Genomic DNA, 12,798 nt, shown 5'->3' on the forward strand with positions numbered 1-12,798 from the left:
GTATTTATAATTCGTTGACGTTGTTGGCATAGTCTTTAATACTATTTATGTTATTATTTGTATCCTATTTTTTTGGGTATTTGATGCTCCATTATTTGCTTTATCTGGTTTATTTTAAAAGATTTGTAATTAATGAAACCTGATATTTATTGTTAGAAAAGGGCAATGGAGAACCAGGAGGAACTTGTAATGTAAGTTCCTTCTTGATTATTAATCTCGTAATATGTGGAATCCATTAGTTTATAATTTTCTACTTCATTAGTAGATGTTATTTAAATTTTATTCATTGAGAGATAGAAAATAATATGTGTTTTAATTATGTTTATTTAATTTACTGAACAAGTCTATCGATTAGATATTAACTCCCGCATTTAAAGATTTGTGAAGGAGTTTGTTGAAAAAAATCATATGATAGTTTTGCTATTGATTGTTCCCACTATTTGTAGTTTTAGGTAAAAAACGATTATCCCTAAACTCATCAAAACTCATAGGAACTAATTGTATATTTAATGAGTCTGAAAAGTCAATAACATTAAAAGTCATATTATTTAAAAGAAGATCTTTCTGTTGTATATTGTCATTATTTTTGTAATAATCTTTGAATATTATAGATTTTATTTTTTTAGAAACTATTAAGTCGCCTCCTTTTATTTCTGTCAATTTTTTTTGAATATTCAGGAAGTAAGAACCTTTTTTGAACTCAAGATCTTTAAAATAATAATTGTTTGCATCAAGGCAGAAACAATATATATTCATTGTATCCTTATTTTTTATAAAATCAAATTGTTTTTTGTAAAAAGATGGATCGAAATTGTATTTTGCTTTATCTGTTTTTAATAGTAAATTTTTATTGTATACAATTGGAGCAAAGCTTTTAATTGTAGCTGTGTTGAAAATATAATAATTATAATCATATGATTTTGGAACCGACAAAGGTTTACAGCTATAAAATAAAAATGATATAAAGCTAAAATATAATATTGCTGTATTTTTCATATCCCAGTTATCCCTTGATTAATTGCCGTTTTAATTTTATCTATTAAATTTTTTGTAGACGAATTTACAAAAGATTTAGTTGTTCCGTTCACACTATTGTAGCTAGCATTGCCACATGAAAGTGACCAGTAGCTTTAGTTACTACATTTGGTAATTTTGATTTTATCCATTCTTCTCTTAATTTAGCTACACGATAAAAAATTTAATTTGATAAGTAATTACCTCCTGGTCCACTAAAAATTTTTGAATTTTGGAAATTATTTTTTGTAGCGATTAAAGACTCCCCATTCTCAGTTATTTTATATCCGCCATTAAATACCGCAGGAGACGGATCTTGTGTAAATTTATCAGGTAAGGTTGTAACAATAGTTTTAGCAGAAGAAATATTAACACCCTCACTGCCGTTTTCTATTTCACTACTAGGATCTAAGAGGCCTGTTTCTACATCAGGTAATAAAACATCATTAATCCATCTAGGATTATAATTAATTAGAAAGTTTGTCAAATGAATGTCATCAGTTTTTGGAACTTTACTAATTTCTTTTCCCCATTCTTTAAAGTCTATTATTTTATTAATAAAAGATATCTGATATTGATTTATTATATTTTGGTTCATATGATTTTCCTTAATATTAAAATATCGCGTATGCAGTTTTTATCATGGAATACACAGCAATTGCGAACACTTTGTGGAGCGGGATGTAGATAATTATCCAATAACTCTTTGAATCTCATCTCCATTATTATCATGAATAATATGCAGAATTAAATTACCTTGCTCATCCCAGTATTTATAAGTATTATATAGTCTATTGAATTTTTTAAATTTTTCTTCCTGTAATTGACCATTATCATAATAATGTACAATACGGCCATCAGTATAACCGTTTTTTACTTCGATTTCACCTATAAGGTTTCCATTATTATGAAATTCTTCAATAATTCCTGTAAAGGGAACTCCTTGATAAAAGTAAGTACTTCCTCCTCCTGCATCTGGATGTTTTATTTCAATACTATCATCATTAAAATTAATTCTTATCATATTTTATTATTTTATGAACGTTATTAAATCTGTAATATAAAAGCAATCAGCACAAGTTTGCATTATTATTATTATTATTATTATATTTTCTGGTTCTGCAACAATATTTCTATTGTATCCTAAAACATTATTTTTCAACCAATCATCAAAAAAATGTCCTCTGTCCAATTTTCTTATATTCACGAGTGAGACGTTTGCGTCAGCAGGGAATGATTATTTAACAGACATTGTTTAATAATCTTTTTGGACACAGAAAATGATTTTCTGTGTTATTGTTGTTTGTATTTAGAACTTAAAGAAGAGCAAAGTTTTTTAAACTAGTTAAATTGGACTTCACTTAATAGACTTTTTGTTTTTAGTCATTAAAAAGATATAGGAGGCAAAAATTCATCATTTAGGAGCCAATCTACAATATTTTGAGAATAGTTACTTAAATATGATATAGTCTCATTTCGATCAAAAAGCTCGATGTCCTGATCATCATCACTTAATCCAGGATCAAATCTAGCTACTTCAAAAGAATTTCCATATCCTTGGTATCCTGTTGATAAATTAGGAATTTCATATGCATAGTCATTGTTCTTAGCTCCAAAATAAAATATTTTTCCTATTCCTCGATATTCTGAGTCTGTTGGGGCTAATTCATGATTAAATCCTTCCCATGCGCCTATTCGGCCTGAAGGATCTATTAGTTCTTTTGTTGTTACTTGCTGATTAACAAATGTTTCTCCTTCTTTCCAGAAAATTTCTTTAGTTTCTATAATATAAGGAGGGTGTGTTTGATTATCTCTAGTTTTTATATATAATGCCGTAATAGTTAGTATATCTTTATATTTGGTGAAAATTTCTTCATCAGTTTCTCCATGGTCTTTATAATAAATGACAGATTCAATTTTCGAGTAAAGTTTATCTTCTATTATTTTAACTATTCCATTTTGGAGATACTCTTTATAATGAGCCCCTTCTAATTCTGCCTGTTGAACAGTGATTAATTTGTCAGAAATGTTTTTATATTGTATTTCCATTAGACTTTATTTCCATTTAATGGTGGAGTTAATAAAAAATCTCTCCAACCTATTACTATTTCTTTAAAATCTTTTGTAGTAATCTGATAAGTGAATCCATTATCATCATAAAAATCAACTTTGTCTTGATATAATATTATGCTAATTGTTTCGCTTCCATTTTCAATTTCGCTAGTAGCACTTGATAAAGCTTCTTCAATATCAGGTAAAAGGAGTTTATTGATTTCATCAGCATTCCAATCAAACAAAAATGCGCTAAAAGTATCATTTTTTAAATTAGGTATTTTAGTGATTTTTTGGTCATATTGAGATATTTTATTTATAAATTCAATTTTGTACAGGTTAATAATATTTTGATTCATATAAATTTGTTTAATATTAAAAAATTGGGAACGCAGTTTTTATCATGGAATGCACAGCAATTGCGAACGCTTTGTGAATCGGGTGTCGAGATAGATATATAATAAATGACCTATGCAATAACAATCCCATTAGGTATTGCTGGCTCAGCATTCAAGTAGTAAGAAGAATACTGATCCCACCATTCAAAATTAGGAATTAGATTTAATTCGCTAAATCTATATTGCTCAAGGAACTGTTTTACTCTGTTTGATACAATTACAGAAGCTAGTTCACCTGAACTATAATATTGAAATTCAAATTCATAACCTTCTTCTTGATTTTCATAATATTTATATGTTTTATTATAAATAGGAATATTTGTTTGAATATTTAAGTCTTGTGATATTATTATTACTCCATTTGATTCAATTTCTAATTCCTTACTCTCAAGTATTTTATTGAAATAAGTAAAACAATGAAATTTGGTATAGTTAGCATCAATATCTTCAATTTCAATTATTCCAATTAACTCAGTATTCTGTAATAATAAATCTTGATGCGAACTACCTAATTCAATATAATTTAGTTGATTAAAAAGTACATTGTTTTCATAAAATTCTTTTTTTCTAAGTCTATTATCTTCTTTAAATATTTTAATAAAAATGTCACTTGATTCAATTTGTTGTGCAGTAAGTGTTTTTCCGTATAGATTGGTATATGTTATTTCCATTTATTTATGTCGATTAAAATGCTGTAAGAAGGTGTACTGCCTTGATATATTGAATTATAATTTGCAATCTATTGATTTTTTTACAAAACCTGTTTAGATAGAATTACTATGAATATAATTTAATTTTTGCTCGAAAACTTTTAATGACCAAATCTCAATAGGTTTATTGTTTTGTTGCCAAAATTGCCTGATTTCACATTACTTTTTTTCGGCTCTCTCAAGCCTATTATATATTGAGCTAATATAAGAAATAGTTTATGTCAATGATCGGGAAGATTGCGTAAGCAGAGGAACTAATTTTGGAATTATATTTTTCAAATTAAAAAAGGGCGTCTATACAAAATCGTATAAACGCCCTTTTACTATAGAATAAGCTGTTTAAAATTTCATTCTTTGAATTCGTACAGCATTTAATATCGCAAGTAAAGCAACTCCAACATCGGCAAAAACGGCTTCCCACATCGTTGCTAAACCTCCGGCACCAAGTACCAATACAACGGCTTTTACAACAAATGCTAAAGTGATGTTTTGCCAAACGATTTGTTTGGTTTTTTTACCAATGTTTATAGCGGTATAAATTTTTGTTGGTTGATCGTTTTGGATAACAATATCAGCAGTTTCAATTGTAGCATCGCTTCCTAAACCACCCATTGCAATTCCTGCATGAGCCAATGCAACAACTGGAGCATCATTTACACCATCACCAACAAAAGCAATTTTTAGGTTTTTTTCTTTTAGAGCTGTTACTTTCTCGACTTTGTTCTCTGGTAATAAATCTCCGTAAGCTTCATCGATATTCAGTTCTTTTGCTACAGCATTAACAACAGCAGTTTTATCACCCGAAAGCATAACTGTCTTTACATTTATACTATGTAAACTTTGAATTGCTTGTTTAGCATCTTCCTTAATTTCATCGGCGATTAAAAAATAACCTGCATATTTTTGGTTGATGGCAACAACGATTATGGTAAATGGAGTAGTATCAATCTCAGGGTCATAGCTAATATTGAATTTTTTCATTAGTTTGACATTACCAGCTAAGATTTCATTTCCATCAACTTTTCCTTTTAAACCATGACCAGCAATTTCTTCTACATCGGTAACTGAAACGCTTTTTTCAGAACCTTTTGCATATTCGATAATAGCAGTTCCCACAGGATGTGTTGATTTGGTTTCGAGAGCTGCCGTGTATTTTACTAAATCAGCTTCAGGAATGCCTATTGCAACTACTTTTTGAACATTAAAAACACCTTTAGTCAATGTTCCTGTTTTGTCCATTACAACAACTTCTATAGCAGCCATGATGTCTAGAAAACTAGAACCTTTAAATAGGATTCCGTTTTTACTAGCTGCTCCAATTCCTCCAAAATAACCCAGCGGAATAGAAATAACTAAGGCACAAGGACAAGAAATAACTAAGAATACTAAGGCTCTGTATAACCAATCTCTAAAAATGTAATCATCTACAAATAAGTAAGGTAATAAACAAATAACGATAGCCGAATATACTACAATGGGAGTATAGATTTTAGCAAATTTACGAATGAATAGTTCTGTAGGTGCTTTTTTTGCAGTTGCATCCTGAACCATTTCTAGAATCTTAGATAATTTGCTATCGGTATATAAAGCTGTAACTCGTACTTGGGCAACCGAATTTAGATTAATCATTCCTGCCAAAACACTTTCGCCTTTACTTTTGGTGTCAGGTTTGCTTTCACCCGTTAAAGCTGCTGTATTAAACGAAGCAGTGTCTGAAAGCAATTCGCCATCAAGACCTAATTTTTCTCCAGGTTTAAGCTGAATTATAGATCCGATTTGCACACTTTTTGCCTTGATGATTTTTGGCTGATTGTTTTCTAAAATAGTAACTTCGTCAGGACGTTGGTCTAATAGTGTTTTAATATTTGCTTTTGCTCTGGTAACTGCCAATGTTTGGAAAGTTTCGCCAATAGCATAAAACAACATTACTGCAACTCCTTCGGGGTATTCACCAATAGCAAAAGCTCCAATTGTAGCAATACTCATGAGTAAAAACTCCGAAAAGAAAGAACCCTTTCGGGCACTTTCTAATGCTTCTTTAAGTACAGGGAAACCAACGGGTAAATAAGCGATTATATACCAAATTGTACGTATCCAGCCTGTAAACCAGCTTTGCGGTAAATAATTATCAAAAACGATAGCAATAATCAATAAAACAAAACTAATTATGGCTGGAGCAAACATCTGAAAAATTGTTTGGTCTCCTCCAGAATGGTCGTGTCCGTCATGATCATCATGAGTTTCTGGCTCATCGTGTGAACAGCATCCTGAGTGCCCTTTTTTTGAAGAGTTTTTGTTGGGCGTTTTACAATCTACTCCCTCCTTGTTATTCTCGTCGGGTTTATGTTGATGTTCCATGTTTATTTTTTTATAAAGCCACAAAATTGAAAATTTTGTGTTGTGTTAAATGGTGTAATATGATTTTCGGTAAAACATTTTAATACTTCAAAATTATTTTGAAAAGTATTTTTCATTTCCTTTTCAGAATATTGTTTTATTTCTAATCCGCTACATTTTAATGGTCCATTTTCTGAAAAAGCTCCTAATAAAAAATGCCCATTAGGATTGACTGCATTAGTTATAATAGAGGTATATTTTTGGATATTTTCATTATCAGTTAAAAAATGAAAAACAGCTCTGTCGTGCCAAAAGTCAAATTTTACATCGGGAATAAATTCGGTAATATCAGAAATAATCCAGTGTACTGAATTTGCTTTTTCTCCTAAGCGCATTTTTACTTTTTCTAATGCTGTTCCCGAAATATCCAATACCCAGATATTTAGATATCCTTTCTCTAGCAAAGCATCCACTAAGTTACTATCGCCACCACCAACATCAATGATATTGGCAGTTTTTGATAGTTTTAAACTTTCTATATAATCTATTGCAGTTTTAGGGTATTCTTGAGTCCAACTTACCTCATTTGGAGTTTTGGTTGTGAATACATTTTCCCAATGTTGCTTATTATTCATTTTAATTTTTTTAATGCGTGTGTTCTCCACCACCTTTTTGAGCTGCCAATAAGTAGAAAGCACCTTGTGTAACAATTTGACTATTTTCAGGGATTGAAGTTACAAATTTTATTTCGGTATATCCCATATCGGTAGTACCAGGAATAACTTCTATTGCTTTAAAATGTATTTCTCCTTGTCCTTCTTCATGCGCTCCCTCAGATTCATTTTCATGATCGTGTTTTGTGTCTTTTTTAGGATGTGCATTTTCTTTTATGTAGATAAAAAATTTGTCTCCATTTTTTACAATAGCTCCTTTTGGTAGAGCAGGAACAGTTGCTTTATCTAGGTTGATGTTGGCAGAAACATACATTCCAGAGATTAGATCTTTGGCGTCATCTGGATTTATTTTTGCGTGAACAGCTACTGTTTTACTTTCGTTAGAGAATGATTTATTGATACCAAATATTTTTCCTTTTATCGATTTATTAGACTGATTGGTTAAGATAAAATCGACTTCCTGACCAATCGAAATCGATCCTAAATCTTTTTCATATACGTTTAAATCCAAGTGCATTTGGCTGTTATCAGAAACTTCAAATAAAGTAATTCCAGTTTCGGCAAACGCCCCTTTGGCAATGTTTATTTCACCTACATAGCCACTTATAGGAGATATGATTGGAATTAAAGCGCTGTTGCTAGATGGACTTACATTTAATGCCTGTAATCTGCTTTTTGCGGCTTGAGCTCTCGTTTTTTCTACAGCTAGTTTAGCTTTTACCTCCTGAAATATTTTTCGAGGATTTACATTTTCATCAGCCAATGTTTTCTGACGGTTGTATTCTAATTGTAAATATTCGATATTAGCTGTAGCCGATTTATAATCCTCAAGCATTCCTACAACTTCCAGATTTTGGATGGTTGCAAGAACTTTTCCTTTATTTACAAAAGTACCTTCTAAAACAAAGATGTCTTTAACTGTACCACCAAGTAATGTAGCAATTTTAGCTGAATTTTGAGGAGGAACAGTTGTATATCCAGTGGCTTTAATAATGGTTTTTAGGTTGCGGTTTTCTACTTTACCAAACTGAATACCAACAGTTTTAAATTGTGCTTCAGTTAAGGCTACTTCAGTTTCTGCTTTCTCTTCTTCATCATGAGTTTCTTCGGTTTTTTTCTCGTTGCATGATGTTAAAATCAACATTAAAAAAGCAATTGGAAGTAGAGTAGTAGTTTGGCTTATTATATTTTTTATATTTTTCATTGTAGTGAATATTAGTTATTGGAAATTGATGGAAATTGTAATCGAATAGCGCTTTGATTGTATGTGTTCAAAGTTTCGGCATATTGTTTTTTGATGTCAATTGCTTGATTTAAAAAACTGATATATGTCCAATAACTCATATCTCCGTTAGCATAACTTTTTTGTGCTGTTGTAATAATTTGTTCGGCATAAAGTAAACCTTCAATTTGGTAATAATGTAATCCTTTTTCCTGTTTTTCAAATTCGTTTTTCAATTCCTGCATTTGTAATTCTAGGGAAAATTGATTTTTCTCTAATTCCAGTTGCGATTGTGTAATACTTATCGAAGCAGCTTTGGCTTTAGCTGTATTTACACCTCCAAATAACGGAATTTGTAAACCTGCAGTAAATCCTTGAAATGAAGATTTAGCATCAATGGTTTGAGCAAAATAGCCTAAACCTAATTTAGGTGTTCGTTGCGCTTTAAACGTATTGGCTTCTTTTTGGAAAACCGAAATTTGTTGCTGATAATAATCGTTCATTAAACCTTCTACCTTCGATTTGTTATCTTCGGTAAGAGAAGTAAATTGAAGTGGTGTATTACTATCAGGTATAATGTTTTCTTTTGTTTGAACAAAAAACTGTAATTGCTTCTGATAAATAGCCAAATCGTAGTCCAATTGTACTTTCTGAGTTTCAATTTCTTTAGATTTAGCTTTTGCACTAATTACTTCTATATTTCCACTTTCTCCAGTTTTAAAACGAAGTTCAGCATTTTTTAAAAATAAAGCATATACATTATATAATTCGGTATTTAGTTTTTGTACAGAAAGACCATATAGGTACTGATAATAAGCTAATGTTACTGCTTTTTCAATTTCATATTCAGACAAAGCCTTTTGCTTTTCGGCAAGTTTTACTAGTTCTTCCTGCAATTGTCGGTTGGCTTTGGTAATTTTTCCGATAGGGAAATATTGTTGCACCGAAATATTACTGTCGTACACGTTACTATTAGATTGCCCGCCCTGATATTCTATTTGCAATGGGTCGGGCTGAAACGCTGTTTTTTTAAGAACTGTTTGTTTTTCTATTTCTTTATCAGCAATTTTTAAGTTAATGCTATTATTTTTAGCCATTTCGATTGCCTTATCCAATCCGATAGGTTTGCTGTTTTGTGCAAAAGAAAAACTGCTAACCAGTAATAAAAGTACTGTTACTATAGATTTTGTCATTGTTGTTTTTCTTTTGATTACTCTTTCTGATAATAAGTAAAGTATTGGCAAAACTATTAATGTTAGTAATGTAGCCGAGAATAAGCCACCTATTACAACTGTTGCTAGTGGTTTTTGTACTTCGGCACCTCCACTTGTAGACAAAGCCATTGGTAAGAAGCCTAAAGAAGCTACAGCAGCAGTCATTAAAACAGGACGTAATCTTGTTTTGGTTCCAATTAAAACACGTTGCAATGGATCGGTAATTCCTTCGGTTTTAAGTTGATTAAAATAGGATATCAATACAATTCCATTTAAAACGGCAATTCCAAATAAAGCGATAAAACCAATTCCAGCCGAAATACTAAAAGGCATTCCACGCAACCATAATGCAAATACTCCTCCAATTGCTGAAAGCGGAATTGCAGTAAAGATTAACGCCGCTTGTTTGGTGCTTTTGAAAGTAAAATAAAGTAAAACTAAAATTAGACTCAATGCAATAGGTAGCGCAACAGAAAGACGCTTGTTTGCTTCGATTAGGTTTTCAAACTGTCCTCCGTAAGTGACATAATATCCAGCCGGAAGTTTGAAGTTTTTATCAAGCTTTTGTTGAATTTCTTCTACAACGCTTTTTACATCACGTCCACGAACATTCAGTCCTATTGTTATTCTACGTTTTCCGTCTTCACGAATTACTTGTACAGGACCTTGTTCATAATCTACAGTTGCGACTTGCGATAAAGGCACTTGTTGTCCACTTGGTAGCGGAATAAATAAATTACTCACATCGTTAATGTCATTACGATTGTCTTTGTTCATTCGAACAACAATATCAAATCGTCTATTTTCTTCGTAAATTTTACCAGCAGCTTCTCCTGCAAAAGAAGAACGAAGTATCTTATTTAAATCCTCTATGTTTAAACCATACAATGCAATTTTATCATAATCGTATTTAATGGTAATTTGAGGTAATCCACTTACTTTATCGGCTTTAAGGTCTCCAATACCTTCAATTTTATTAATTTTTGAAATCAATTCATTGGCTTTCCTTTCTAATACATCAAGATTGTCACCAAATATTTTTATAGCAATATCACTACGACTTCCAGTCATTAATTCATTAAAACGCATTTGTATAGGCTGAGAAACTTCGATATTGGCTCCAGGAATTTTTTCCATTTCTTCTTTCATCATGTGGGCCAAATCTTGCCAGTTGTCGGCACTGGTCCATTCTTTTTTGTCTTTTAAAACAATGATCAAATCGCCACTTTCTATGGGCATTGGGTCAGTTGGAATTTCTCCACTTCCAATCTTGGTTACGATGGTTTTAATTTCAGGGAATTTTGCTTTAAGCATTTTCTCATATTCGGTTGTTGTCTTTATCATTTGAGTTAAAGAACTTCCTGTCATAATAGTAGCATTAATAGCTAGATCTCCTTCTTCGATAGTTGGAATAAACTCTCCTCCCATGTTCTGAAAAATTACAAGTGCAAAAACAAATAGGGTAACGGCAATACCAAGAACAGCTTTTTTGAATTGTAATGCTTTGTTTAAAAAAGGAGCATATATTTTTTCAAACCAAGCCATCATTCGGTCGCTAAAGTTTGGCTTATGCTCAGTGTTTTTTGATAAAAACAGTGCGCTCATCATAGGAACATAGGTAAGCGATAATATAAAAGCTCCCATAACTGCAAAGCCGACCGTCATTGCCATTGGTTTAAACATTTTTCCTTCGGTACCAACCAATGCTAATATTGGCAGATATACAATTAAGATAATTATTTCACCAAAAGCGGCGCTATTTCTGATTTTAGAAGCTGAAGCATATACTTCAGTATCCATTTCAGATTGAGTTAATTCTCTTTTTTTCTTGAGTTTTTGTAAATGATGCATCGTAGCTTCGACAATAATCACTGCTCCATCAACTATAATTCCAAAGTCGATTGCTCCCAAGCTCATTAGATTTCCACTCACACCAAATGCATTCATTAAGATTACTGCAAATAACATTGCCAATGGAATTACTGAGGCAACAATTAATCCTGCACGGAGATTTCCTAAGAATAATATCAGTACAAAAATTACAATTAACGCTCCTTCAAGTAAGTTTTTGGTAACGGTTCCGATGGCATTATCGACTAATTTGCTTCGGTCAATAAATGCTTCTGCAACTACACCTTCGGGGAGCATTTTGTTTATCTCAACCATTTTTTCTTTCACACGCTCTACAACTGCTTTAGAGTTTTCACCTTTTAGCATTAGCGTTAAGCCTCCTACAATTTCGCCTTTTCCATCTTTGGTAGTAGCTCCAAAACGAATAGCATTTCCTAATTGTACTGTTGCTACGTCACGGACTAAAATAGGAGTAGCATTTCTGTTTTTAATAACAATGTTTCCTATGTCTTTTATTCCAGAAGCCATTCCGACACCACGAATGAAATAAGCAAACTCATCTTTTTCGATGTAGGCACCACCAGTATTTTGATTGTTTTTTTCGAGAGCATCAAAAATTTCAGTTATAGTAACTCCAACACTATTTAATCGGTTTGGATCAACGGCAATTTCGTATTGTTTTACGCTACCTCCCCAAGTGCTTACCTCGGCAACACCTTTTACACCTTGTAATTGAGGTACAATAATCCAATCTTGAATTGTTCTTAAACTGGTTGCGTTATATTTATTTTCGTATCCTTTTTTTGCATAAACATCGTATTGGTAAATTTCTCCAAGACCTGTTGTAATTGGAGCCAATTCTGGCGTTCCAGCATATTTAGGGATGTTTTCTTCGGCTTGTTTTAATCTTTGAAACACTTGCTCACGTGCCCAATAAGTATCAGCATCCTCTTCAAAGACAACGGTAACTACTGATAAACCAAAACGAGAAATACTACGAAGTTCTATTACTTTTGGAATTGTTTTTAATGATTGCTCTATCGGATAGGTAATCAATTGTTCTACTTCCTGACTAGCAAGAGTAGGAGCAGTAGTAATAATCTGAACCTGATTATTAGTGATGTCAGGAAGTGCATCTAGCGGTAAATTTTTGAGTGAAAAACTTCCCCAAGCTATAAGAGCCAAGGTAAGTAATAGTATAATGAACTTGTTCTTTATACTAAATTGTATAATCTTATCTAACATTTTTTGGATATAATGAATGAGAAATCAGGACGAGAGGTCGCCTGTTTTTTTTGTGGTATTCCACAACACATATACCCGAAA

Annotated in this window: 10 protein-coding genes; all 10 read right to left on the reverse strand. The window is 31.8% G+C overall.

What is annotated here, in order from left to right:
• Window positions 1–420: 420 nt before the first annotated feature.
• On the reverse strand, window positions 421–996 hold the full coding sequence (locus tag EAG11_RS03695; protein ID WP_129537961.1) for a hypothetical protein: 576 nt from the start codon (window positions 994–996) through the stop codon (window positions 421–423).
• Window positions 997–1,198: 202 nt separating this feature from the next.
• On the reverse strand, window positions 1,199–1,612 hold the full coding sequence (locus EAG11_RS03700) for a hypothetical protein (protein WP_129537962.1): 414 nt from the start codon (window positions 1,610–1,612) through the stop codon (window positions 1,199–1,201).
• 93 nt (window positions 1,613–1,705) lie between these two features.
• Window positions 1,706–2,038, reverse strand: coding sequence for a toxin-antitoxin system YwqK family antitoxin (locus tag EAG11_RS03705; RefSeq protein ID WP_129537963.1), 333 nt, complete (start codon window positions 2,036–2,038; stop codon window positions 1,706–1,708).
• A gap of 362 nt (window positions 2,039–2,400) precedes the next feature.
• Window positions 2,401–3,063 carry a hypothetical protein gene (locus EAG11_RS03710; protein WP_129537964.1) on the reverse strand — a complete coding sequence of 221 codons (663 nt, stop codon included), beginning with the start codon at window positions 3,061–3,063 and terminating at the stop codon, window positions 2,401–2,403.
• Window positions 3,063–3,425, reverse strand: a complete 363-nt coding sequence (locus EAG11_RS03715; protein WP_129537965.1) for a hypothetical protein — start codon at window positions 3,423–3,425, stop codon at window positions 3,063–3,065. The genes EAG11_RS03710 and EAG11_RS03715 overlap by 1 nt, the downstream gene beginning before the upstream one ends.
• Window positions 3,426–3,535: 110 nt before the next feature.
• Window positions 3,536–4,135: a hypothetical protein gene (locus EAG11_RS03720; protein ID WP_129537966.1), complete on the reverse strand. Its 600-nt coding sequence runs from the start codon at window positions 4,133–4,135 to the stop codon at window positions 3,536–3,538.
• A 378-nt stretch (window positions 4,136–4,513) separates the two neighbouring features.
• A complete protein-coding gene (locus EAG11_RS03730) occupies window positions 4,514–6,532 on the reverse strand; it encodes a heavy metal translocating P-type ATPase (RefSeq protein ID WP_129537967.1) in 2,019 nt (672 codons plus the stop codon).
• Window positions 6,533–6,534: 2 nt separating this feature from the next.
• A complete protein-coding gene (locus tag EAG11_RS03735; protein WP_129537968.1) occupies window positions 6,535–7,146 on the reverse strand; it encodes a class I SAM-dependent methyltransferase in 612 nt (203 codons plus the stop codon).
• 10 nt (window positions 7,147–7,156) lie between these two features.
• Window positions 7,157–8,389 (reverse strand): efflux RND transporter periplasmic adaptor subunit, encoded by a 1,233-nt coding sequence (locus EAG11_RS03740; protein WP_129537969.1) that lies wholly within the window; start codon window positions 8,387–8,389, stop codon window positions 7,157–7,159.
• 11 nt (window positions 8,390–8,400) lie between these two features.
• Window positions 8,401–12,717: a CusA/CzcA family heavy metal efflux RND transporter gene (locus tag EAG11_RS03745; RefSeq protein ID WP_129537970.1), complete on the reverse strand. Its 4,317-nt coding sequence runs from the start codon at window positions 12,715–12,717 to the stop codon at window positions 8,401–8,403.
• Window positions 12,718–12,798 lie beyond the last annotated feature (81 nt).

Source organism: Flavobacterium sp. 140616W15 (genome assembly GCF_003668995.1).
Classification (GTDB): domain Bacteria; phylum Bacteroidota; class Bacteroidia; order Flavobacteriales; family Flavobacteriaceae; genus Flavobacterium.

Bases quoted from the DNA above. Each gene is read 5' to 3' on its own strand.
- EAG11_RS03695 (WP_129537961.1), bottom strand. From the start codon at position 996: ATGAAAAATACAGCAATATTATATTTTAGCTTTATATCATTTTTATTT.
- EAG11_RS03715 (WP_129537965.1), bottom strand. From the start codon at position 3,425: ATGAATCAAAATATTATTAACCTGTACAAAATTGAATTTATAAATAAA.
- EAG11_RS03745 (WP_129537970.1), bottom strand. From the start codon at position 12,717: ATGTTAGATAAGATTATACAATTTAGTATAAAGAACAAGTTCATTATA.
- EAG11_RS03705 (WP_129537963.1), bottom strand. From the start codon at position 2,038: ATGATAAGAATTAATTTTAATGATGATAGTATTGAAATAAAACATCCA.
- EAG11_RS03720 (WP_129537966.1), bottom strand. From the start codon at position 4,135: ATGGAAATAACATATACCAATCTATACGGAAAAACACTTACTGCACAA.
- EAG11_RS03710 (WP_129537964.1), bottom strand. From the start codon at position 3,063: ATGGAAATACAATATAAAAACATTTCTGACAAATTAATCACTGTTCAA.
- EAG11_RS03730 (WP_129537967.1), bottom strand. From the start codon at position 6,532: ATGGAACATCAACATAAACCCGACGAGAATAACAAGGAGGGAGTAGAT.
- EAG11_RS03735 (WP_129537968.1), bottom strand. From the start codon at position 7,146: ATGAATAATAAGCAACATTGGGAAAATGTATTCACAACCAAAACTCCA.
- EAG11_RS03740 (WP_129537969.1), bottom strand. From the start codon at position 8,389: ATGAAAAATATAAAAAATATAATAAGCCAAACTACTACTCTACTTCCA.
- EAG11_RS03700 (WP_129537962.1), bottom strand. From the start codon at position 1,612: ATGAACCAAAATATAATAAATCAATATCAGATATCTTTTATTAATAAA.